The sequence below is a fragment of the Pseudochrobactrum sp. XF203 genome (assembly GCF_020341615.1).
Lineage (GTDB): Bacteria > Pseudomonadota > Alphaproteobacteria > Rhizobiales > Rhizobiaceae > Pseudochrobactrum > Pseudochrobactrum saccharolyticum.
The window spans coordinates 1,697,326-1,720,605 of record NZ_CP084392.1; the positions used below are offsets into that span (position 1 = coordinate 1,697,326).

The following is a 23,280-nucleotide window of genomic DNA, read 5'->3' on the forward strand; positions in this document are numbered from 1 at the left end:
AAACCGCACCCTATACACTGGATAATTACCAAACATCTTGAGCATCTAAACCAGACATCAAATCACTCTACCGGTAGTATCTAGACGTCACATTTCAACATACCTTTGATACCCGGTAAGAAACAGCATCAAAACTTAGGTATACACAAAAGGTATTTGCCTTTGAGACATCCCTTGCATAACAACTTGATATACATCCTCTTTCATGAAAATCCCACAGCAAGCCGTGCAGAAAAATACATAAACTAAACACAATAATAAACAGCACACACTCCCGGCTACAGGTTAAAAGAGAGCATCACTTTTACACATCAGCGATGCTGCCCCCCCCCTATAATAAGCCAAGAAATGAAATTTTCTCTATAAGCAAGATTTTATTTTAGTATAAAATTAAATTTTAGATTACAAAAATATAACGCAGCAAAATAAAATTCATTTTATGATTATTTAAATTAAATTGATTTCAGCAATGATAATTCTTTTTTTATTTCCTTTACCAAATAAGATAATCCATCTGCACCAATGTATTTGGGCCTCCACGCAAAAGTTTCATAAGCCTTAGTAATATCAAGAACACTTACCTTCACATCATAATTGCGTGAAGGTCGGCGGTTAATATTGGGACGAACACCAGCCTCATGAGATATGGTATCAACAATATCATTTATACTTAAACCGACACCAGACCCAACATTGAAAACATTATCAATACTCGAAATAATATTTGCCTCCATTATTGCGAATAGTGCTGAAGCGACATCATCAACATGCAAATAATCCCGCACAACAGCCCCGTCGCCCATTAAGGTGATTTCATCACCTAGCAAAATCCTTCTCGCGAAAATAGACGCCACCCCTTGAGCTTTACCATTCAAGTTTGTCGAACCAAAAGGATTTGATATACGAGCTATACGAACATCGAAATTAGAGACCGCCTGCAAAGAGCGTGCGCATACCTCGGCAGAAACCTTTCCTACACCGTACATTGAAATTGGGGCCAGAGGATGATCTTCTGGCGTTGGTACAATCTTCGCCTGCCCATACACCGTCCCCCCAGAAGAAGTAAAAACAGTTCTGATGTCTGCTCTAGAGAGAGCACTAAATAATTCGGCAGTTCCAGCTAAGTTAGTACGGAAATCCATACCAGGTGATTGCTGGGCGCTTGAGGGTATAGAAGACCAAGCCAAATGGAAAACTCCATCTGGCTCCAACGATGTAATATTCGAAATTGTTTCTGTTCGATTATTATCAAACTCCACCCATTCGTAACCATCAGTATCATGAACTCGACGTGATGCGATGATTACCTCATGCCCTAATGACTTAAGCAACTTAGATACCGCCAAACCAATGAAGCCACTACCTCCGGTAACAACATACCTCACAACAATTCTCCTACTTACGCTTAAATATCATCGAGTTACACCTGGTATTCTTGTCGTAATCCATTCAAAATTTTGAGATTCTACAATTAATGGCAACAAACGCTCAATAGCGTGCAGCATTGTACCATCATAGGCAAGAGGCTCTGAAGGGAAGCAAGACGCTGAAAATTCACGATTAAATAGCGGCGCTAATGCAACTGGACGAAAGTAAAACATATTCCCAACAGGGAATTCGATTGCATCTGGTAAATGCAATGTCAAATCAACGTCCTTCAACAAGCCTTTTGCCGAAGATAAATTCTCCGTCCAACCAACGATATTGGGATCTTCAGGAAAGCAAAGACCGAGCCGTGGATTTTCTGCAAACAAACCTAAAATTTTATCAATTGATTTAGTATTACTACCAATGCAATTATCGAACAGAAACCTTACCCAATTATCGATACTCTTTCTATCAGAGACTAGTAAAGATTTTTTGGTATGAACATGCCCCACAACATCATACCTTAGTAAATGTTCTGCACATGCGCTCAACATAGGACCAATATCTCGCCCAGAATTAGGCACCCTAATAAAAGCAATTTCCCCTGAGTAAAGCCCCCTCAATTCACGCTCAATAACATTAAAATCCAAAGAAGAGCTTGAGATGAAAATATCCGGCTGACAATCACTCAAGGCAATTTCATTAATTATAAACCTCAACTGATCTTCATAATGAGCATGAATATGTATCGCAACTTTATGATTTGTCGTGATATTTTTCACTTCTAGCTGTTGCAAGTTTACGACATCTCTTTTCCAAGGCCCCTCTGGACGATTGTGGCGCAACCAGTCTACTGTCGAACTCTTGGCGAGTGTCAGATTATTAGCCTCACGATAAATATGTGGAGAAAAACCACTGAATGGACGACGAACTCCTCCATTAACCCCATGCTTAGCTATCCAATCAAGCCTAATTTGATAGCCAACGGAATCCTTAAGATCAGCCATCTGCCCGGGAGCCTGTAGCGTCTCCTGCTCTATTAATCCTGAATCCATCAATTCGACGATTTCAGCAGCCAACGCCCCCTGTCTTTCTCGCAAAACACCATTAAACTTTAAAAGCCTCTCTACATAAAACTTCATCGAGAAAGTCATATTCGATAGCTTTGATAGATCTTCCTGCATAGATTGCACTAATGCCGGCTTCCTTAACAAATTAACAATAATATCCGCCGCTTTATGGACATCTAAATAAGGAGCAATAAGAGTCTGAAGGCTCTCAAAACCCTCCAAATACTCAGCCAGCCCCGTTGCCTTATCAAAACAGACAACAGGAATACCAACTGACACCGCATCAATAGCGACATTTGGTAAAGGATCCAGTCTCGAGCTTAGAAACATCACATTCGCTAACGAATAAAGGCGCTCCAATTCTCTTGAATCTAGCCCTGCAATAAAACTGAAACAATTATTTAAGGAACTTCTTTCAACTTGGTCTTTTAACCATATAGAATACCCATAGTCAGTATCTGGCATATAACCATTACCAACCCAAACAAAATGCACATTGTCGGTACCAATAGATTTGGCTATCTGGTCACACCCCGCGATGAAAAGATCCACCCCTTTTCTGATCTGTACGTGACCACATCCGATTATAATAAATTTCCCATTTTTCCTTTCAGCATCAATGATATCAAGTAAATAACTATCATTATTGCTGTCGCTCTGTTTAGGAACTATAGATTTACCTTGCGGAATAACACTCGCATGATTTAACGAAAAACCAAGCTTTTTCTCTGCATCACTCAATATTGTCTTGGACGAAAAAACAACATGATCAGAATATAGAACAGAGTTAATCAAGATTTCTTTTGGTATATAGGTGGAAAACTCATGTATAAGAGTAATGACTGGAACTGATAATTTTGCGAATGATGTCGCCACTACTTCAGAGACCACACTATTTGATATTACAAAATCAATATTGTATCGAGAAAGAATCTCTTTAACAGCAAAATTAATTGCCAATATCGAATTGTAATTACCGCTACTTAGATTACCAAAATTAAAAAAGACACAGGATTTTTCAGTAAACTCCTCCTTGAGCCGTCCATCGCTTATGCTTATTGAAATAACATTCCAATTACTTGGTATATTATTTATAATGTTCCAAGCAAGTATAGGAGCACCAGTCTCACTGAGCTCATGGGTGATTACAACTACAGTCGGTAGACTAGCATTGTACTCACGCCCCCCCTTGATTAAAATGTGATCAATATTAAAAACACCCACGCGCCCTTCGTTAACGCCATAAGCAACGAAGTGCGAAAACAAGAATGGTAGATGAGCGACATCTGGGTAAACAGATTTGTAAAACAATGGATCAAATAAGGGGGATGGCTTTAACCCCTTCCTCTCACCATGTTTTTTGTAATGCCTAATCGCCTCAAAACGGGATGAAAATTCTCGACCTGCCTGAATAGAGTAATAGTTTCTATCAAAATACATAGAGGACGCTAGCTGCCAAGTTGTCTGACCGCGGAGCACCCTCTTTAACTGACTAATTAATTTAGACTTCATTACTTTTTCAACTATACGATTAAATGGCATTTTGCTGTCTCATTGTAGCTGTAATCCCTTTGCATCAACAAAGATTCCGCCCCTCATACTCTCCGTAGTCGATGTAATGACATAACGCCCCAGCAGGGTAATCATTCACATCTGGATTTACAGCCAGGTATTTAGTTGCGTTAAAGTGCTCACTAGCCGAAAATCCTGCCTTTTCTCCTACCATGAGATAATTCATTGCCAATTCAAGACGGGTCATGCCTGACAATCCGCATTCCAGCGCATAGTAATTATGATCAAATTTATTCGATAACGTAATTCTAAGAGCTGGTTCAGACCGATAAATATCTTCACTTAATCCATTAATATCATCGCGTTGAGTTCTGTAGGTTTTTGATTTAATGAGATTAGGAACTTGTTGTTCAACTTGCGAGAACAGGGCTGAATTGGATGAAATAGGAAAATGATCTGAACAATTCGCGGCTATAGAAATGATATATTTACATTCCTTTTTATCCAACAATCCTTTCATCACACTTCCATTAGATCCATCCGTGTAAAATACTCCATTAGAATTTTCAACATCATGAAGTAGGTCTACTATAATTGAGCAAGCTGTTATTTTTTGCCCAAACATTCTAACATTGTTGAAATTTACCTCTAAGAGATTTTTAAATTCACCAAATGTTAATTCAGATACGTGGAACTCATTTACATAACCCGCTTTATCTGTGTATATTTCTTTATCTGGAGAAGAAATCATCAAAAAACCATTTGGTCGTAAAACACGCTTTATCTCATCAAGCATAGAAACATGATTTGAAACATGCTCTATCGTTTCGAATGAAATAACCGCGTCAACCGAATTATCCTCCATAGGAATTTCATTTGCGGCTCCAACTAAAAAACTAGCAAGGTTACCGTATCGTTTTTGAGCGTGTAATACTGCTTCCTCCGAAATATCCACCCCTGTTACAGTTTTAGCGGTTTCTGAAAGAATCGCAGAACCAAATCCTTCTCCACTAGCGATGTCTAGAACATCCAAACCATTAACAAGATCTCGTGCCCATGCATAACGATGAATATGCTCCAACCTAATTTCACCAGCAATTTCAGGAACATACCTTTCACCTGTAAATGGCAAAGTCTGCATAACCCCTCCCTTATGAACTCTCAAATGAATTTCATTTTAATTTACTACAATACATGAGGGCTAATCATCAAAGCTACGACCTATTTGATTTGAAGCGCGCCCCATTTTAGTCACTGCGAGAATCCGACAATTCGTTTGCGGACATACACGGGATTTTTCTCAAGGGTGCCTTACATGACGAATTCATGAAATGCTATATGACCCAGTACGTACGTGACCATTTAATTTATAGCCACGATCTATTCAGTAATTTCTACTCTGGCCTTTTCAATCCGTGAAAACAAGCTTCCTTGAAAAACTCGTTGCTAACATTATCGCTGAAACTCTCCAAATTTCTACTTTCCGTTTTTTATCTTGTAAAAAATCTGTATCAATAACCAGACAATACCTAAAGTTGATACACTCAACGAGAGTGCCTTTTCGATATGTGGTAACCACAAAGGGCCAATAACAGCACCGGTAGCAATGGCCGTTGTAGCACGTTCAACAACCTGTTCTCTCATTACCAGCACCCCTGCCGTTTTCCAATTTGGTCATTACCTTCCACCCGTTCTGCAGCTGGCCGATCAGCCTTTGTCAGTGCCACCAGTCCAGCCGGAGAAAGATCATTCTTGCGCCAACCCGCGCAGCTGCTCACAGTCTGCGGACTGCACCCCGCGACGGCGAAGAGACTGAACACAGAAATCATAGTCCGATAGATTGCGCGTTTTCGCATCATCCTTCACCCTCTCCCGCTCTACACGGATATCACTCTGCAGCTGCTGAAATGCGCTGCGTTGCCGCTCTTTGTATTTACCCAGCTGAACAGCACCCGTGAGCGCAACAGCACCCACGGCCAGCACAGCGAGAATTATTTGGAGCCGTCCCAGCATCAGAGCGCCTCAAACAGTTTTTCGACTTTGGATTTCACAGACGGCATGGAATAAATCGCGTAGGCCGCGATACCACCCACCACAACCACGGAAGCCAGCTGCACCCGCCAATCCAGCAATCCAAGAGCTGGGAAAACAGCTGCCGTCAGCCATGTCCAAAAACGTTTTGAGTGAGAAACAGGCTTTGCCTTTTCAGGCTCAGGTAGTTGCGTTTCCGCTTGCGGACTTTCAGAAACCGGCACAGGCAAGCCATTGCCTGCAGTTTTTGCTTTACGCAACACCGCCTCAATGGCTTCTGGCTTCACCAGAGCCTTATTGAGAGCATCTCCATCATAATATGACTGGCCGCGCTTTAGCTGGCCGTGCGCTCCTTTCGTCGCGGTAAGTACCGGAAACGAAGCCCATTCCATTGCCAGCTGTTTGGCAAATTCAGCCGCGGAGATTGTACCGGCCATGAACTCTTCATAGCCACGGCGTTTTAACAGGTGATAGCCGAGCCGGTCTTGTAAATCCGGATCAAACATATGCCGCCCGTTCAGGCGCAGCTCACGCGATAAATCCTGCAGAGTCTTGCGCATGAACTGATAACCACCAGAGGCCGATGATTTGAACCGCTTGGTAAAACTGGCCTGCGCATCAACCAGTTCACCGATTGTCATCGAGGTAATTGGTTTCGGCAGTTTATCTTGATTGTGACCATAGATAACATCATAAGACGCGCGATCAGTCCGCCCGACTTCAGTCTTACGAATGAAGTCAAGCAGGATTGCCGCGCCAGCTGGCACGGTTTTATCCATCTGAATTTTCCTGTGAAATTTACTGTTAAAGCAGCATAAAAATTAGAGGTTAGGCCAGCAACTCTGCTGCCCGCTCTACACCAAACAGATTAGTAGCAACCTGCTGCAGGAGAGGCCAAAGCTCATGATCTGAGCGAAATGTATTGGCTGTGAGAAATACCTGACGAGTGCGGATTGGCTGCGCAGCCATTACATCATTCACCTGAATTGCTTCAGCATCTGTCATGCGCTCCCATAGAGTGACAGAAGGAATGACGATTACAGGCTCCGGCAATGGCTCCGGCACGTAAGGTTCGATTACATTTCCTGCCGCCACCCACTCTGCAATCATGGCACGGTCTCGGTTTGCCATATCGTCAGGAACTGTCATTACTTGACCGCCAATGATTGCGAAGATTGAACCTTGCTCTGTGTATTTTGCACTGTTAATCATTTTAAAAATCCGCATCAAGAAGCATGGTAAACATCCACCAGTTACCAGCATTTCTGTCGAGAATAGCGTCAACGCTGAAAGATACAGGTGAAGCCGCAAACCCACCCGCAGCAATTGCGGCATTCCCACCAGCTTCAGTCGATATTAAGTTTGCAACTCCAGAACCATTGTCTAATTTGATGGTCGGATAAGCTCTCATTGATACTGGAAACTGCCAAAAGCCTCCAATGTAAGCGTTATTGTTTGATCCGCCTACACCTCTAACACTACCGAACCTTTGAAAATATCGCCTGCATAATATATCTTCAATAGCATCAGTTCTTTTACATATAACCCACGGGTCAGAAGCTGCAGCATCCCCAGATACAACGCTCACTTTAGTTGCAGTCGCAGGAACCACTACATGAGTATCACCGCCAACAACCGTCGCCACAATAGGTGATACTTTTGTTTGGCCGCCGAATGAACCGCTACCACCACCTGACCATGTGAGCGTATATTTACCAGCAGGCAGAGCCTCGATGATTTGCTCAATCCCGTTTGTGTGTCCCTTCCAGCGGTCAAAACCATACACAGCATTGGCAGGTTTCTTAACACCACCACGATTATTGATGGTAAAATCGGGATTTATGATCCAGTTATAGGAAGCTTTAGAATCCAGCGCTCCCTGAGTTACATCTGAAATCGGCAAATCGGCCATTGGGATTGCAGCGCCGGTTGCGTCAATCAGCTGATCCTCAGTACCGCCCGCCGGTAGTGTATACTTTTCGCCAATTGCAGTCGCATTTTCGGCTATCGCATCAGTCACGCTCTTGATTGACTTCAGCGTGATTGTGCCGTCCGCCCCCATGACGATGAACTGATCATTCGCTTTCGCAATTGCTGCAAGCTCTGTGAGATTTGCAATATTCTCCAAGGCAGCGAGAGCGGCCAGATTGCCTTTGGTATCATCGGGTCCGAATTCTGATTTCGGTACCAGTTTCATAACACCTGGTCCAACAAAGACCGGTACTGCATCTTCTTCACCAACGAGCGCAGCAAATGCTTCAAGATTACCGGTTGTCAGAAGCTCTCTGACCATTCGAACTGCAGCCTGCATGCGGCTACCATCCGGCTGATAGCGAACCCGCAAGGGTTGCCCGTCACCGGCAGCTGCCACAGGGCAATTATCAAATAACCGACCGCTGTTCTGCCCGGTGATTTCAGCAATAATGAGCACATAGCCTGTTGCGGTGATAATCGCATCACCGGCCTGAATGGCTGCGGTCTGCAATGCCGAGCCTGTTGTGGTGAAGTCAGGTGTTCCGGCAACGAGATTAAGCGTGCCGGTCATCCAGTCGGGACGAATAGCCATTAATCTGCCCCTTCCTTACGCTCTGCAATCAGTTCTTTGTTTTCCGCTTCCAGAACTTGAATGCGTTCTTTCATCATTAGATTTTCTGAAGCCAAAATCAGATTACGCTGACGGATAATGCCAAGCTGAAACGCCGTTTCATGCAGTTCAGCCAGCGGGTGAATTTGTATTGGTGGAGTGATATTGGTCTGTGTTGCAGACATGCGTTCTCCTTCCCGCACAAAGCGGGTGATTGCTGTGAGTGAAGTAAGGAAAGTCAACCGCCTATCGAATTCCAATAGACGTAATAGGTGACATAGCGCGTTGTGCCGGTTTTGTTGTAAATCCTCATTGAAGCCATATCGCTTTGAATACGGGCTTCAAATTGCGATAGAAACGCGACAACACCATCGGACGGTTTAAGCATAATCAGTGCTGGCTGCTGATAGGTGCGTCCGAATGGAATGGACACATTGCTATTTGCTGGCACCTGAACCGAGCCTGTTACATATGGGGCAACAGTGCCGATCCCCTCATGCAGCACAAAGTCAAAAAGATCAGTGCTATCAACGTCTTTTCCGGGTTTGGAAATGCGGAATTTAAAGTTGGCACCACGCTGGAATAGTACCCGCCCCGCCATCAGAACTTCTCACGTAGCTTGACTAAAAAGACGGTATAATTGAACCGGCATTCATATTGAGGCACCCAGCCCCTAAAAGTCAGCTTGTTATGAGAGATGCCAACAACAGGCATAAAGTTGACCAAGCCAATATTCCCGCCAAATGATTGCGTAGCCACAATACCGCTCAGATCAGGCGGGAATTGAAATGGCTCAGCAGAGGAAGATTTAAAGCCCATGAATGCCAGCGGAATAAACGGAAGCTCCTGAAACGGGACTTCAATTTGATGCCGCCATAAACCTTGCGATTCATTGAAACCGAATGACGGAACAGAGCCTTGCGCATGGATTTTCAGCATGTCTTGGACAGATGACATCAGCATCTGACCGCCCTGCTGTACGGTTTTTCCCTGCTTGGCTACCCAGATGCCATGCTGATTACCGTTTTTGCCGATAAGGATATTTTCATCCATGTCATATCCCCATCACCAGATAAATAAAGCTCTCCCGATAATAACCAGCAGGGTTGCGAATTCGCGGGATTGTTATGCGACTATTGGTGACGGTTATTTCGCCCGTGCGCCAATAGTCACTTGGCCGATTGATGAGAGGCTGAGCCCCTAGCAATACCATGCCATGATTGCCCCAATACCGAGGATCAGACAGGCTGATTAGCAACACTGTCGGAACATAATCCAATGGCTGAAAGTTGATAATCTGCGGCGCAGACCAATCCGTTTGCTCATCCCAACGGGTCAAATTCTGCGGCGGTGGATCCATTTTATAACTGGATTGATCAATATGCAGACCAACTTCCACAATCGTGCTGGAGAACAACCAATCACTGTCAAAGAGCTTGTCACCCTCGGCCAATGATGGATTGTCCGCGTCAAATCCCTGTTTTGAAACCACCAGATGATTTTTTGTTAAGTGCAGTCTTGTACTCATCAGTCAGACACCTTCAAAAAACCCTCATCAAGATTAATGACGAATTTGCTGTCAGGTGAGCGGATCAGACCTGAAATGATTTCTTTGATTTTTGCCACCATCAGGGTCAGTTCACCATTAATGAACGTCATTGGCGCCATGCTGTTCACACCATTGGTTACAATCCACTGATCCGAGTTCGTCATGATCCGGCTCAACAATTGGCCGTCGTCGCCTGTGAAGGCTTCCAACCACATCGCAGCCTGTGCAGTCTGCCCCATAGCTTCTACGTAACTACTGAAAGCAATCCGAGACAAAGCACTGCCACTTGTCGCTTCACTGGTAATGCGTATCAGCCCATTAGCGGAGAAGTTGCCGACATCAGCAGTGAGCAGGGTAATTGCTTCAGCCTGAGCTTCAACAGTATCGCCAACTGTATTGATACGCGTTGTCAGTTGGCTAACAGCCTGAGCAATATCCTCATCAACTTTTGCCTCTAGCTTTTCGATACGGGAAGCAATTGCACTGCCGGGACCGATGGAAACGGAAACAAGCCTTGTGTAACCTGCCTTTAGATTGCCCGCAGTGACCGCCGCTTCTTCACGTAGCAGTTTGAACATACCGGCATTGCCAGCTTCCTGCTCAGCTGCCAGCGCACCAATACGATCCAACTCCTCCTGAACATACCGATCTGTCTCTCCCAAACCTTTCAGAACATCGCTGATGTCCTTATTGAGCTGTTCAATATTGATAGCGTAAATATCAAGTGGACCGAAACGGATATCCGCAGTGCGCACCTCAATCCAATCAGACCAGACAAAGGGCGTACTGCCATCATAGGATGAATAACGTGCGCGGACTTCATAGAGCATATTCGGCAAAAGAATGCCTGGAGCAATCAATAGCGCCCCGCGCTCTACATCTTCAGTTCGGCCTTTATAGATTTCAGCCAGCGATGATTTGAGACGCACCTCAAACATAACCGTATCAACGCCGGTCACTTCACCATCCCAGACCAATCGAATGCCACACCGGCGATTATTGCCGTTACTGTCCTGTGCAATATCTGGTGTAACAGCAAAATCGAAGATGGGTGTCGGCAGCGGACGCATTGCACCAACTGCCCCGTCAACCGGCGGGCGATAATCCGAGCCGCTTTCCCAATCATAGTCGGACGGATCAACCTCAGTCATATCGGCCAAAACATCAAGATTGGCACGGTCAACCGAGCCATCAATCCGCATCAGCTTATTGACATAACCGTTGCGCTTGGAAGTCCATGCCCATATAACGCCAGGCACAGCATACGCCCAGAATTTCGGTGGAATGACCAGAGTGTGCCGCCGCGCCCGCTGGCCCTCTTCAAGAGCCGACTTCATAAGCCGCTGCACTTGTTCAGCATATGGCACAAAGTTCAGTTCAACTTTAGCCATCAAGCGCCGGTTGCCGTGCAAGGCTTCCAGATCAGTACGGAACAAGGATGGCGCGGACTTCATCACCCAACCGTCAGTGAAGGACGGATAAGTTGCGGAGACACCATTGATCGTATCCGACAGACCGAAGAACGGGGTGAATGTCTGCTCATCGGTCGAGAGAATATCGTCATCGGTGAAATGAATGACCGGCGCATCGGGGCTGCCCAGAAACATCTGATAGAAACCGCCGACTTCCGCGATACGCCCCTGACAGGACGTGTTCAATGCTTCAAGTGCATTTGCGAGAGGCGCATCAATAGTGATCTCGCCACCAGCCCGATAGGTCGGCTCTAAGCCATTTGCCCCATAAATAGGTGCACGGCACTTATTAATGGCCTTGATCCAGTTGTCAGCTGGAAGGCGCGCAGCAGACATGCCCTGCACACCATAGAACCACTGATTATTCCAGCGGAGGCCACGCAGCAGGTTATATTCCTGTACAGCTGGCAGATGATCGCCATCACCACCCCATGTGGACGGATCAGACCACCGATGCGAACCGTTTCCGCCTGCGGTGCTATCTTTTGACAGATCGTAGAATTTGAAGCCATCCAGCTCGAATTTGAAATTCGGAATACCGGAGAACATCTGCTTACTGACACGCGCCGTCACAATGGCATAGGCCACACCACGACCGACACGGTTCACATCCCATTGGCGGTTCTGATTGGAGCAGGTATTGACCAGAAAACTATCAGCTACAGTCTGGGTACCATCATAGAATTTGACCCAAAGATTATCACCATCGTTGCGATATTCTTTTACCTGCCAACCCCACGACATATCCGGCGTATTGTAATCAAGGGTCACTTTCTGACCGTTGACCCAAACCTCCCGCAGGCCAGCGACCGGCAGATCAGACAGTGCAATAACCTGTGTCAGATAAGCGTTTGGTGTATCGCCGTCATGCCCCCATGTGTTGACCCAGACCAGAGAACCGGCTGTTGACGTTCTCCCGATCAGGAAGGATCGCGGCAGGTCACCACCGGCTTGCAGGCTGCCATTGATGGAAAATACCGGTTCCTGCGGTTTGCCTGCAATGGATTGCGCAAGCAGATTGAGGCCGATACCAACGGCGGCTTTAAGCAAAAAGCTGCCGACCGCCCCTGACAAAAAGGTAGAGGCCATCAGGCCGCCTATCGCAGATGCGATACCGGTAAAAATTGCCATGAATAATCTCTTTGAAAACTAAGCTTCAGAGGACTTTGAGAAAGTGTGTTTCGACCGGTGCATAACCACGTCTCTTATAGAGGCGGGAAACATCATTGGTAGCGAGTGAGGCCATGCCAGCAGCCACGCAGCCCTGCTCTCTTGCCCATGCTTCATAGGCATCAAGCATCTTGCTTGCCCATCTCCCTCGAACACTTGGTGTTATCCACCAAACGGTTTCTTTGGCATAACGGCCAAAACCGAACGGATGCTCAAACCACCCTGCCATCAACAGCCCCGCCGGTTTATCACCTAAAACCAGAAGACCAGCCTGCGGACTTGCATAGTGATAATCAAACAAAGCCGAGGCATGGGCTGCACTGAATGGAGAAGTGAAGCCCGCAGCCTCATGACTTTCACGCAGCAAGCGCAAGCAGGAGATTTTGTCAGAAGTGACGGCATGTCGGATCATCAGAAAATCCCCAAAAATTTGCGTCGCTTCTTCTGTGTCGGCACCTTGCCCTTTTCGGAACCCCAGAACACTTCCCATTCTTCAACCGTGGCCGCATCCTTGTAAAAGGTATCGTTCGGGTCGCGCAGGATTTGTGAGGCATGGCTTCGCGTCTCTGTATTGGAGCGGGTAAATTCCTGTGTGTGGCTGGCGCAGGTCATAGTGACTGCACCATCCTCATTCTCAGACGGCGTTTTCAGTTCAATCTTATCGACAAAGCCAACAAACCGGCACTCAGCCGGAGCGACCATCAAACGTGTTTCCGGATTGAACAGGCCACGATAGACTTCTACCCGCGCCTGACGGCAATCATAATCACGGACAATCCGTTCAACTTCCTCATGCACCTGCGACATGCGGATTGTGACATTCTGCACGGAAAGATTGGCGATGAGCGGAATATCGTCAATGGAAACCAGAGAACCTGTTCCATACCAATCACGTGTTTCAGGTATACCATTATCCGGATTGACCACATCTGCCGTGATATTCCCCACGTCAGACCACAGACCTTCCGTTACCGGAGCACCAGTCTGTCGGTCACGTGCAACAAGCCAGAGAAAGTCACGCGCTACCAACATCCGCTGTTCAAGCGCATGCTGGTTTTCTGCTGAAATATATCGCATTGCTGCACCTTCTTCAGGAACACTCTGGATAACTCTGCGTTATCTTAATAGGAGGTATGAACTCATGGATTTAATTTATTGGGATGAAGCCGTCGTTATTAAAATTTCAGACGGCATCACACATTCAATCGGTAATATTGCTGATGCGGAGAATTTTATGCTTTCCGATTGGCAGCGTTTTGATCTGGATAGTATGGGAGAAGCTATAACAGCCTGCCTTAAGTGTTCACATGATCATGGAAGCACGCAAAGTGCGCGGATTGCATTTAAACATGCAGCAGAAGTATCTGGGATTTTGGCATAAGAATTTCACCTTTTCGATAAAACCTCATAAACACAGCTCTAAAGATTGTTCTTGCGCATAAAACGAACATTTTCTGAGCCATTTGACTTCAAATTTTACCCAGATGTCACTTCCTTAAACAATGAGCCATCATATCAATCGTTGCCTTTGATAGATGCATATATGAGCAGATAAAAATTACAAACTGGCCAGGTATCTCCTGATCTCAGAAAATCTGACTCGATCAAAAACATAACAAACGGTCAATCACTGCAAATAAGACACAATTACATATTATATAATAATTATAACAAGTTATATCACATATTTTCTGTATTATATTAAATCTAACATACAAAATTTGAAGATAAATGAGATGGTTAAGTGATCATTTCATGTTCCGACTTTTCTCATTTACATCTTCATTTTAAATACACTGGGAGGAATATCATGAGTAATATTCTAAAAGCAATTGGAGGGAGACAGCCTCCACATGCAATCATAGAACAGCGTCATTTTCATCAAGATGTTGCTACTGAAAAACAAATTTCAATAGCTCATAAAAGTTCAGCCTCGCAATTAAAGGACGCTACTAAGCTCGGCAGCATTCTGAAAAGAATTGGCGGGGGGCTATCTAGGCATCGCCCCTAAACTATCGGTACCAATAAAAACGGAGCATAATGTGAATAATACAAACCAAGAAGATCTTATGCAAAAAACATTTAAGAATACCTCTCCCTCAGCCTCGGAGTCTAAAGCTACTATTACGCACAAAATCGCAATCGCTATAATCGAGACTGAGTATAAAAAACGAGTAGCCAAAACACTCCGGTTAAAAAATGAACGCCTTGCTCACGAAGCAAGTTTGCTAGCCACTCCAAAAAAACTTACTTCTAAGCGTTCAGTTAAAAAAGTTAAAACGAACTAACGAGCCTCCACCGCCTGAAACGAGATTGTGCCACGCCCTGTGCTCAGCTCTGTAGATGTGGTCAGCGACCCCGGCAGAATGATCATCGGCACCGATGGCTTGATTAGTGTAACCACATTGCCAACAGCTGTACCGGGAGCCAGATGCGGGCGTAGTTCGAAGTGCGTGGTTTTACCTGAAGCATTCGCAACTGCACTTTCTAATACCTGATAAAGTTTTGTTCCGATTTGCACATAATCACCGATTGTTATCGAGAACCAAACCGGCATACCTTGAAGAGCGATAGATTTGTTATCTGCCCCAATACCTTCAATACTCGCTGTAGATACATCGCCAATGCCCGTACCATTCGGATAAGCAATCGGAAAACAACGGCTCATAGGTCTGCCACTAAACTGCTGTAAACTGCCGTCCACCGCTTTTAAACGTGCCCGCCAGATATCAAGCTCATTCGGTTGCAATATTACGGATTGAAAAGAAGCCTTCCACAGTGGCGTGCCCATATCCTTGGCAATCGTCGTACCACCTGCTGTCCGGCTATATTCCTGCCTGTACAACAGATCGAACTCCGTTGACCAACCGGGGAAACCAGCAAGAATATCTAATGGGTAGGTAAGAGCCATAACGAATATGGAACCTTTTCAAAACTGTGACGTTGGTTTTCGATATTTGTGACTGTATGGAGGTAAAGGAACGTGGCAATCACCCGCAAAGAAGAAGAACGTGCGCTAAATGCAGATGAGCTTGCATTGGTGGACAAAACACGCCATCCGGCTCTTCAATCCCTCCCCGACGCTGATCTAACCTCAGTTGTTAAACTGCTCCGTGAGCGGCGCGAAAAAGCTAAAACTCAAGCGCACCAAAGACGACGAGAAATCAGGGGCAAAACTGCACCAAAAGGCAGTGCCGCATCAAAGGCAGATGATGGCTCAAAAACTAAACTAAGCGTTCTGGCAATGGCGATGCGCCGAACCAATGCTGAAGTTGAGCGCCGCCGTCAGATGGCCGCCAAACAAGAACTTGTTGAAAATGCGCAGCACGCTCTCGAGCTAAAGAAACATGCTGAAGCCAACAAAATTCCGTTTAATACACGCCACGCCCATGAAGGAATGCGTAATATTCCCAACAAGCAGGTAAAAAGCCTCATCAACCCTATGGAACGTGGCAGACAGAAAAAAGCAGCTAGCGTTAATCAGGCTAAACGCGATCAGAGACAAGCTACTGCATCATAAATCGGGCTCAGGTTTGGCATTGCCAAGCCTGAGCACCCTATCCCAACTTTACAAATTTGCTTTGAGCTTCCCGAACGGTCTGGATCACCCGCGCTTGCATTTCCTGATTGGTCTTCTTCAGGCCAGCTTCCAATCTTGTTACAGCGGCCTGATCTGCCCCACGTGCATCAATTTGATAAACCGGCGCGAAAGAGAATGCACCGCCACCGCCTGCACCGTCATGCGGAATAATGCGGCCATGAGTGCCGGGAGAGAAAAATTCCTCCCCCTTCTCATTGACGCGATAGAGATTGCCGGGTGTTACACTCCCACCCGCTGCGCGCGCGCCGCCGAACATCATTCCAAACAGACCGCCGAGACCAGAAGACTGAGGCGATATCCCAAACAGGTTTGCCAATGGACCCTGCCCCATAAGCAGAGCTTGCGCCATTTGTCGGAGCAGCCCAGCTAATGCTTCTTTTGCGCTGAATGAACCATCAATGATTGTGTCGATCATATTCATGGAGATATCAGCCAGATCAAGAGCTGCATCAGCATTGCGGCGAAGCTGCTCTTCCACGGCCTCGACCGCCTTTTGCTCCTGATAACGCGCTTCAATCAGTGCTGTGATCTGATTACGCTGAGCATCCGTTGCACTGGCACCGGCTTTACGAAGGGCAATTTCCTTATCTCGTGCCTCATCAGTAAGCCCGACAAGCGCCAACTCCTCTTCGAGTGAGGTAATCAGATCATCAATCGCTTTTTTCTCACGTTCAGCATCGGTAATTTTTGCCAAACGCGATCCGCCGGTCTTTTTCTTTTTATCTTCAGGCAGAATATAAGGCGTAACAGGTGGCAGGATACTATCATCAGGCTGATTAGGGAGCTTTTGCTTATCCTTGTGTGCCTTGATTTGAGCGTCAATTTCAGCGAGCTCTTTTTCAATCTGCTCTTTAGGAGGCAAAAATGCGCCGCGATAATCGCCTGTTTTCATATTTAAGGCACGCTGCTTCTCATCCCGCTGTTTCATAAGAGTATCCAGCGATCGGTTCTCAACTGTATTGAACAAGTCAAGAAAGTAGCGAAGTTGCAAAGCCGCAGAAACAATCGCGGCTTTCAAACTCGTTGATACTGTATTCGTGATATCAACGAAGGCTTTATCAACATCGGCAGCAGCCTGCACCACATCATCGGAGAGAACACGGCCAAGCTCCTCGCCCTCTTTAATGGTTTCGGTGAGCTTATCGCGCCCTTGTTCAATCAGGGACACAAACTGCTCACCACCCTGACCACCCATGATCTCATCAAAAATACGGATACCGGCGGCAGTGTCTTTCAGGCGGCGGGTACGATCGATAATCTCCAGCATAAAATCTGCAGGATCTTTGAGCCGCTGCTTGACCTCCTCCGGAGACATACCAAGCTGAGCAAAAGCTTCTGCACCGGAGCCTTTGCCAGTCTGGGCATATTCATTTGCCCGCAGGTTTAACTCACGAAAGGCATCGGCCATCGCATCAACTTCAATGCGGTTGGTTTCAGCGACATATTTCATCTGCTGGAATGACTTAATAGTCATGCCAGCTCGCTTAGCAGCAGTCTCAATATTGCCGATATCGGCAACAATTTGCTTAACGCCCTGAATGGAAAGGCCAATACCAAGACCTGCCAATGCTCCCTTTACCAAAGACATAGAACGGTTAAGACCAGCAGATAGATCAGAGAATTCCCGTTGCGCATTCTTGGCAGTTGCCTTGGTATCACCGCGTACACGGGTCATGGCATCATGGAAGCCACGGGCATTGGCGCCGATAAACGCCATGATGTCATTACGGGACATGAATTCCCCTATCTGATGGATTTGGTAGGTGGATAATGACGGGCAATCTCTGCCGCCCTTGCCGGTGTGATAATGTCTTTTGAGCGTTTACCGGTACGCCCCTCGATAGCCGACTCCAGCTCCGGCCATGTGGATCGCCAAAAGACTTCCGGCGACCACCCTAATACTCCGGTTGCAAAACTAAGCATTTGCTGGATTTGATTAGTAATTACGAGGGGCTCAGTGCGTTTCCCGATGTGGCCTGCTCAAATGCCTTTTCCAACTGATTGAGATGATCGGTCTCACCGCGCAGTTTCTTGCCATCATTGATATGGCCGGAAAGAGCTTTGGTGATAGCTTTGCGGAATGACTGTTCATCCGCGGCACTCAGCTCTGCGATGGCTTTGTGCGCCAGATCACGCGTTACCTTGTCGCCATCCGGATGCTTGGTCAGGACACGTAGGGCTGCCATCACAGTTTTGGGATGAAAGCCGATCAACCGCGTATAGAGCAGATCCATCGTGTCACAACCAGCCACCTCACAAAGCGTTGCCAACCGGCCAAATTCAACAACCAAGACCAGATCCGTATTGCCGATCCGGCAGGCAGCTTCACCACGGAGAGGATTGGGTAAAGCATCCGTCATGGTGATACTGCCGGAGTAAAGCCAACAGTGCCGGTTGCAGACATTCGCCCCTGACACTGCAGCTCATTGGTCTTATCGCCCGAGAATGTCAGCGAAATCAGGAAGTCAGCTTCGAATGTCCCGACCCCGGGCACCACCACCTGATACGGCGTGACAACCTGATTGACTGCATCACCGATCATGGCCTTGGAGGCAGTGTTGCTGACGAAAGCACCGTCAAGCTGCACATTGATACGCTGGATGCCATACATCAGCTGCAACAAAAGCTTGCTGCCTGGATCAGCACAATTGGGCTTGGTGATGTCGATTTCTTCATTGTTGATTTCCAATGAGCGGGATTCTGTCACACACACCGAGACAAAATCATCCGGCGTCATCAGACGCTTGATCACAAGCTCACGACCTAAAGCCATGGACTTATCTCCTGTTTAAATAAATGGAATAAATGGTTTGCGATCAGGCTTGCAAGTTGGGATAGCCTGCATATGTGCGGTAAATCACATCAAACACCATGCGTCCCGCACCAAGACTCTGCGCCGTACCGGCATCGATAAAATGATCTGTGGCAGACAAAATCATATCGATGACCAATCCGCCCAAATCTGATGGAGGCAATGCGCTCTCGACAGCCGCCGCCAAAAGATCAAACTCTGCAGACGGATCTTTGCGACCTTTAAAATGAATGACCACATTGACGGTAAGCCGATGATTGAGCCGCGTCAGTTCTTGGCGAGTGACATCATCATAGACCACACCATCAGGCGTCGTCTGGTCACTGGTGTAGAGCACTGTGAAGGAGGGCAAATCCTCCTCCGGCACTGCCGTTGAGCGCATTGGTGTAACAATGCCCAGATATTGTGCTGCGACCGGCTGGAGCTGCTCTCTGATCTTATCAAGGATCGTTTGTCGAAGATGCACCATGATTATTCATCCTCATGCAGAAGTAGGCGTTTCATCGCTCGCCCGTCATCAACATGACCAGCCACCACAAAAACCCTACCGATATCCTGCGCATCATCACTACGAATGATTGTGATCGTATCAGACTGACGAACACCATCGAGCGCTGTGCCAGAAGCTGCAAAGCTATAGCTCACCCCTTCCAGCCCCATACCTTCGATGTCGAGCAAATCTGTCTCCCGAACTTTTCGCAAAATACCGGTCAACAGGACAGGACTACCCTTGATAGTGACACTGGCTTCGACGTTGCCGAGACTAGAGACAAAAGCATCGGCCATATCGGAGAAAATGGCAGGACGGCTCATTCGCCGCCCGCCTTTTCCAATGCCGCTTCCGCAGCATTCAGGCGCTCTTCCGCTGCTTCAAAAGCCGCGAGCTGCTCATCACCGGCATCCGGCTCTGCAAGCGCTTCCTTGGTATTGTCATAGACAAGCTGAGCCGCTTCAAGTTCCGCATTCAGCGCATCCAGATCAGTAGTCTTTACCGGCGCGGGAGGTTTTGTCACTTCCTGTAGCTTCGGTAGAGATCGATCCTCCGGCACAGTGCCAAACAAAGCGGCGATTTTATCCGCTTCCTCCTGTGGCAGGGTGACTGCGGTACCAGGCGGCACATCTTTACCAGCAATGGTCAGCGTTACCGCATAGGCCTGCCGCACAGTTTTGACTTTCGCCATAGTTTCATTCCTCTCAAATTAAGTGGTTAGCGAACCATGGCAAAGAGCGATGCAGACGCATCACCTGGTACCGGCAGTGGCGCACTCTGTGTCATCAGGAAGGTTGCCGACGGATCTTCGACATTCCACATTTTCGGGAAGCGAGACAACGGCCTCATCTGCGCTGCCACATCCTGAATGGCACCATGCGCCATAAAGCCCTGGAACTGGCTTGGAGCAACCACACCAACGCCGAAACTTGGCCACAGTTCAAGATTGTTTCCCTGATCATCTTCAAACAGCTGGGTATATTGCCAGAAGTTGAACTGCCCGACAGTGCCAAGATAAATCGCCACCATATCCTCAGAACCGGCAGCAACAGGGCCGAATTGCATTTCACCGCCCATCTGGCGGCGGTTATCCAGAATTTCACGAATTTCAGGATCGCTTTGCAGCAATTCTGCTGCCTCTGCCCCAAGGATCACTTCTGTGGCTGCACCGCCCGATGTGGTGGCAACACGTGTCGCCCATGAGCGGATAGATTTGCGGATGGATACGCCCGCCTCGCCCCAGCGATCCGCACCGGTCAGAGCAAGCGTGTGATTTGCTGGCCGATTATAATCAACAATCTGGGTTTCATAGTCCTCACCGCTGACGATGATCTTGCCCGTGCGCAGTGCCTCTGCCGCCATCACTTCTTCACGGCGCGTCACCTCATCATCCTGATCGGCCAGAATGTCGGTGACAGTCTGCAGGTAGCGATCTTCCGCAGACATATTGCCGTTGAGCGGCTCGCCGGGACGGCGGCGGAAGCCTTCGCCCGGGCGCACTGTGTTTTTCGGCTTTACATAGGCAGGCGTAAATGTTGAGGTCTGCCGGCCACGAATGGCGCGTTCTTTGCCCGGCACCAAAGGCGAGACGAACGGCGCCACATTGCGGCGGCGTTTCAGTTTATCAAAGGCGATTTCTTCCGCATCGGACTGAAAACCGTTCGGGAAGAATGTATCGCGGATAAAGGCTGTTGGCCGGTCGCGGGCTTCAATCACCGTCAACAGCGCGGCTGTGCTAAATAAATCCATTTGAGATTTCCTTAAATGAGCGCCGGATCAGGCGAGATTGTGCAGGAAGAGCGGAGCAGAAGCTTTGCGCCATGCGCTTTCGACACTCGCTGCCGTATGGCCTGCCCCGTAGATCAGTTTGGCCGCATCAAAATTACCGGATGCATAGGCATCCGTGATCACATCACCGGCAGTGGTATCGACATCGATAGCCAGCACCATGCTTGGCACTTCAGAACCATCCGAGGATGCAGAGGCTGAGACCAGGAATTTGCCACTGGCCTCACCCAGCACTGTGCCACGTTTGAGAACACCCTGCCCGCCTGCAATAGGCACAACACGGACAGCAACGGGAAAATCACCGACGAGCAAATCGCCGGGAATATAAGTTTCAGTGCGCATAGCGACACTCCTGAAAAAGTTAAGGGAACAGAATTACCGAGCTTAACGCTGCGGTTTACGTGATGCGGAACGCGCTTTGGCATGGGCAACCAGGCGCTCATCAGCACTACCGGCTTTAGGGGCAGCACCACCATTACCAAGCGCCGGTACACGTCCCTGCATACGGCCAGACAGGCTGGAAACTGCACGGGAAGAGCCGGAAGCCGCCAATGTGGCGACGGCCTGTTTGGCCGACATATTGGTATTGAACGCCAAATGAGCTGCCAGTGACGGGTTCTGTTCCGCTTTAGCCGAGCCTAAGATTGCCGACATGCGACTACGCTCAGCCTTGCGGCCACGGGCATAATCGCCGGGCTTTTCTTCATCATCGGCAACTGGCTCCTCTTCCTCTGCATCCGGATCTGGATCGGTTTCAGCGTCGGGATTTTCCGGATCATCCTCAGCCTCATCCGGCTGCAGATCGTCTTCCAGTTCTTCCGGCTTATCCTCTTCGAGGCGTTTGCGTGTATTGCGGCCACCAACAGCCGCGCGGATAGCGCTTGCAAGCGACATCAGCGTGTTCCTTTTTGATAATGTTGAGAGTTTTTAAAGGGGAGAGATCAGGCACTCATCGCGGCAAGAAATGCCTCGAAGACTTGTTTTGGGCGCCCCACCGCATCGGCAAGACCAAGATCAACTGCCGCCTGCCCACGAAACGTATCCGCTTGCGTGGCAAGTGCGGCCTCTACCGAGAGACGTGAACCACGGTAGCGCGCAACCGTCTCAGCAAATAAAGTGCGCATGGCTTCAAGATCATTGACGGCTTCGGAATATTCTTCCTCGCTCATCGTCTCGAACATGCCAGGGCGGGCTTTTTTTTCACCGGCACGTAGAATGGTAACTGCAAGCCCATGATTTTTTGCCCAGCCGGATGCATCGACATGCATGGTGATGACACCAATCGAGCCGGTATAACCGGTGGTAGGGATCACGATCTGGCGACAGGCTGCTGCAAGGAGATATGCGGCAGAACACGCATGATCGGTGAGAATGGCAATCGTCGGTTTTTCCTGTGAAAGTGCATAAAGCTCCTCGGCACAGGCGAAACATCCGTCCACTTCACCACCGAAACTGTCAAACTCAAAGACAACAGCCCTGATATCATCACGGGCAAGACAATCAGCGATCTGGATATTCAACCCCTCATATGAGGTCATGCCGGAGGTTTTCCCCACCCATGAACCCTTATTGACGAGGGACCCTTCCACCTCAATGACTGCAACATTGCCAACCATTTTGGGGCCACTATAGATTTTCTCGCCCGTCCAACCGTCACGCAGTTCCCGCATATTCTCTGACAGCACACCCATTTCCGGTGTGTCTGCCATCGCAACATTCTGCCCCAGCACACGCGGTCCGAAAGCGCGAGCGATAATATTGGCTTTGGCCTCATGCAGCAACAGCGGCGTATCGAACAAACGCGCCGCAATTTCCGGCATTGCAAATGTCATT

At 47.6% G+C, this 23,280-nt stretch carries 29 protein-coding genes; 4 read left to right on the forward strand and 25 right to left on the reverse strand.

Annotated features, from left to right (window positions below):
• Window positions 1–452 precede the first annotated feature (452 nt).
• The 13 genes from LDL70_RS07655 to LDL70_RS07715 all read right to left on the reverse strand — a co-directional run bounded on the left by LDL70_RS07655 (window position 453) and on the right by LDL70_RS07715 (window position 13,833).
• Complete coding sequence (locus tag LDL70_RS07655) at window positions 453–1,385, reverse strand: NAD-dependent epimerase/dehydratase family protein (RefSeq protein ID WP_225688229.1); 933 nt, start codon at window positions 1,383–1,385, stop codon at window positions 453–455.
• Between the two features lie 27 nt (window positions 1,386–1,412).
• Window positions 1,413–3,980, reverse strand: coding sequence for a rhamnan synthesis F family protein (locus tag LDL70_RS07660; protein ID WP_225688230.1), 2,568 nt, complete (start codon window positions 3,978–3,980; stop codon window positions 1,413–1,415).
• Window positions 3,981–4,014: 34 nt separating this feature from the next.
• Window positions 4,015–5,091, reverse strand: coding sequence for a bifunctional 2-polyprenyl-6-hydroxyphenol methylase/3-demethylubiquinol 3-O-methyltransferase UbiG (locus tag LDL70_RS07665; protein ID WP_225688231.1), 1,077 nt, complete (start codon window positions 5,089–5,091; stop codon window positions 4,015–4,017).
• An 871-nt stretch (window positions 5,092–5,962) separates the two neighbouring features.
• Window positions 5,963–6,760: a hypothetical protein gene (locus LDL70_RS07670; protein WP_225688232.1), complete on the reverse strand. Its 798-nt coding sequence runs from the start codon at window positions 6,758–6,760 to the stop codon at window positions 5,963–5,965.
• Window positions 6,761–6,809: 49 nt separating this feature from the next.
• Window positions 6,810–7,130, reverse strand: a complete 321-nt coding sequence (locus LDL70_RS07675) for a hypothetical protein (RefSeq protein WP_225688240.1) — start codon at window positions 7,128–7,130, stop codon at window positions 6,810–6,812.
• Between the two features lie 64 nt (window positions 7,131–7,194).
• A complete protein-coding gene (locus LDL70_RS07680) occupies window positions 7,195–8,547 on the reverse strand; it encodes a hypothetical protein (RefSeq protein ID WP_225688248.1) in 1,353 nt (450 codons plus the stop codon).
• Window positions 8,547–8,750 carry a hypothetical protein gene (locus LDL70_RS07685; RefSeq protein WP_022711847.1) on the reverse strand — a complete coding sequence of 68 codons (204 nt, stop codon included), beginning with the start codon at window positions 8,748–8,750 and terminating at the stop codon, window positions 8,547–8,549. The genes LDL70_RS07680 and LDL70_RS07685 overlap by 1 nt, the downstream gene beginning before the upstream one ends.
• 53 nt (window positions 8,751–8,803) lie before the next feature.
• Window positions 8,804–9,166, reverse strand: coding sequence for a hypothetical protein (locus tag LDL70_RS07690; RefSeq protein ID WP_225688249.1), 363 nt, complete (start codon window positions 9,164–9,166; stop codon window positions 8,804–8,806).
• Entirely contained in the window at window positions 9,166–9,618 is a 453-nt protein-coding gene (locus tag LDL70_RS07695; RefSeq protein WP_122094221.1) for a hypothetical protein, read from the reverse strand. The genes LDL70_RS07690 and LDL70_RS07695 overlap by 1 nt, the downstream gene beginning before the upstream one ends.
• 1 nt (window position 9,619) lies before the next feature.
• Window positions 9,620–10,093 carry a hypothetical protein gene (locus tag LDL70_RS07700; protein WP_213597995.1) on the reverse strand — a complete coding sequence of 158 codons (474 nt, stop codon included), beginning with the start codon at window positions 10,091–10,093 and terminating at the stop codon, window positions 9,620–9,622.
• Window positions 10,093–12,717: a phage tail protein gene (locus LDL70_RS07705; RefSeq protein WP_225688250.1), complete on the reverse strand. Its 2,625-nt coding sequence runs from the start codon at window positions 12,715–12,717 to the stop codon at window positions 10,093–10,095. Before LDL70_RS07705 ends, LDL70_RS07700 begins: the two co-directional genes overlap by 1 nt.
• 25 nt (window positions 12,718–12,742) lie before the next feature.
• Window positions 12,743–13,168, reverse strand: coding sequence for a GNAT family N-acetyltransferase (locus LDL70_RS07710; RefSeq protein WP_139316360.1), 426 nt, complete (start codon window positions 13,166–13,168; stop codon window positions 12,743–12,745).
• A complete protein-coding gene (locus LDL70_RS07715; RefSeq protein WP_225688251.1) occupies window positions 13,168–13,833 on the reverse strand; it encodes a hypothetical protein in 666 nt (221 codons plus the stop codon). The genes LDL70_RS07710 and LDL70_RS07715 overlap by 1 nt, the downstream gene beginning before the upstream one ends.
• A 64-nt stretch (window positions 13,834–13,897) precedes the next feature.
• Between LDL70_RS07715 and LDL70_RS07720 the strand changes: the two genes are divergently transcribed.
• From LDL70_RS07720 to LDL70_RS07730, 3 genes are all read left to right on the forward strand, one after another.
• Entirely contained in the window at window positions 13,898–14,137 is a 240-nt protein-coding gene (locus LDL70_RS07720) for a DUF982 domain-containing protein (protein ID WP_225688252.1), read from the forward strand.
• Between the two features lie 429 nt (window positions 14,138–14,566).
• Window positions 14,567–14,767, forward strand: a complete 201-nt coding sequence (locus LDL70_RS07725; RefSeq protein WP_156831459.1) for a hypothetical protein — start codon at window positions 14,567–14,569, stop codon at window positions 14,765–14,767.
• A gap of 31 nt (window positions 14,768–14,798) precedes the next feature.
• Window positions 14,799–15,044 (forward strand): hypothetical protein, encoded by a 246-nt coding sequence (locus LDL70_RS07730; RefSeq protein WP_139316358.1) that lies wholly within the window; start codon window positions 14,799–14,801, stop codon window positions 15,042–15,044.
• Here the strand turns inward: LDL70_RS07730 and LDL70_RS07735 are convergent.
• Window positions 15,041–15,667 carry a hypothetical protein gene (locus LDL70_RS07735; protein WP_022711856.1) on the reverse strand — a complete coding sequence of 209 codons (627 nt, stop codon included), beginning with the start codon at window positions 15,665–15,667 and terminating at the stop codon, window positions 15,041–15,043. The two genes, LDL70_RS07730 and LDL70_RS07735, sit on opposite strands and share 4 nt — an antisense overlap.
• A gap of 72 nt (window positions 15,668–15,739) precedes the next feature.
• On the opposite strand from LDL70_RS07735, the gene LDL70_RS07740 reads away from it, so the two are divergent.
• On the forward strand, window positions 15,740–16,276 hold the full coding sequence (locus tag LDL70_RS07740; protein WP_075655068.1) for a hypothetical protein: 537 nt from the start codon (window positions 15,740–15,742) through the stop codon (window positions 16,274–16,276).
• Between the two features lie 37 nt (window positions 16,277–16,313).
• On the opposite strand, the gene LDL70_RS07745 is transcribed toward LDL70_RS07740, so the two are convergent.
• The 11 genes from LDL70_RS07745 to LDL70_RS07795 are packed head-to-tail and all read right to left on the reverse strand — an operon-like array spanning window position 16,314 to window position 23,279.
• Complete coding sequence (locus LDL70_RS07745) at window positions 16,314–18,092, reverse strand: hypothetical protein (protein ID WP_213598003.1); 1,779 nt, start codon at window positions 18,090–18,092, stop codon at window positions 16,314–16,316.
• 8 nt (window positions 18,093–18,100) lie between these two features.
• Window positions 18,101–18,280 carry a phage tail assembly chaperone gene (locus LDL70_RS18050; protein WP_075655064.1) on the reverse strand — a complete coding sequence of 60 codons (180 nt, stop codon included), beginning with the start codon at window positions 18,278–18,280 and terminating at the stop codon, window positions 18,101–18,103.
• A gap of 20 nt (window positions 18,281–18,300) precedes the next feature.
• Entirely contained in the window at window positions 18,301–18,717 is a 417-nt protein-coding gene (locus LDL70_RS07755) for a hypothetical protein (protein ID WP_022711859.1), read from the reverse strand.
• Window positions 18,714–19,130, reverse strand: coding sequence for a phage tail tube protein (locus tag LDL70_RS07760; RefSeq protein WP_022711860.1), 417 nt, complete (start codon window positions 19,128–19,130; stop codon window positions 18,714–18,716). The genes LDL70_RS07755 and LDL70_RS07760 overlap by 4 nt, the downstream gene beginning before the upstream one ends.
• Before the next feature lie 43 nt (window positions 19,131–19,173).
• Complete coding sequence (locus LDL70_RS07765; RefSeq protein WP_022711861.1) at window positions 19,174–19,638, reverse strand: hypothetical protein; 465 nt, start codon at window positions 19,636–19,638, stop codon at window positions 19,174–19,176.
• Between the two features lie 2 nt (window positions 19,639–19,640).
• Window positions 19,641–19,982: a hypothetical protein gene (locus LDL70_RS07770; protein WP_225684778.1), complete on the reverse strand. Its 342-nt coding sequence runs from the start codon at window positions 19,980–19,982 to the stop codon at window positions 19,641–19,643.
• Window positions 19,979–20,350: a hypothetical protein gene (locus tag LDL70_RS07775; RefSeq protein ID WP_022711863.1), complete on the reverse strand. Its 372-nt coding sequence runs from the start codon at window positions 20,348–20,350 to the stop codon at window positions 19,979–19,981. The genes LDL70_RS07770 and LDL70_RS07775 overlap by 4 nt, the downstream gene beginning before the upstream one ends.
• 26 nt (window positions 20,351–20,376) lie before the next feature.
• Complete coding sequence (locus LDL70_RS07780) at window positions 20,377–21,408, reverse strand: major capsid protein (RefSeq protein ID WP_075655058.1); 1,032 nt, start codon at window positions 21,406–21,408, stop codon at window positions 20,377–20,379.
• A gap of 27 nt (window positions 21,409–21,435) precedes the next feature.
• Window positions 21,436–21,789, reverse strand: coding sequence for a head decoration protein (locus LDL70_RS07785; RefSeq protein WP_022711865.1), 354 nt, complete (start codon window positions 21,787–21,789; stop codon window positions 21,436–21,438).
• A 42-nt stretch (window positions 21,790–21,831) separates the two neighbouring features.
• Complete coding sequence (locus LDL70_RS07790) at window positions 21,832–22,341, reverse strand: hypothetical protein (protein ID WP_083646928.1); 510 nt, start codon at window positions 22,339–22,341, stop codon at window positions 21,832–21,834.
• A gap of 47 nt (window positions 22,342–22,388) precedes the next feature.
• Entirely contained in the window at window positions 22,389–23,279 is an 891-nt protein-coding gene (locus tag LDL70_RS07795; RefSeq protein ID WP_225684779.1) for a S49 family peptidase, read from the reverse strand.
• Window position 23,280 lies beyond the last annotated feature (1 nt).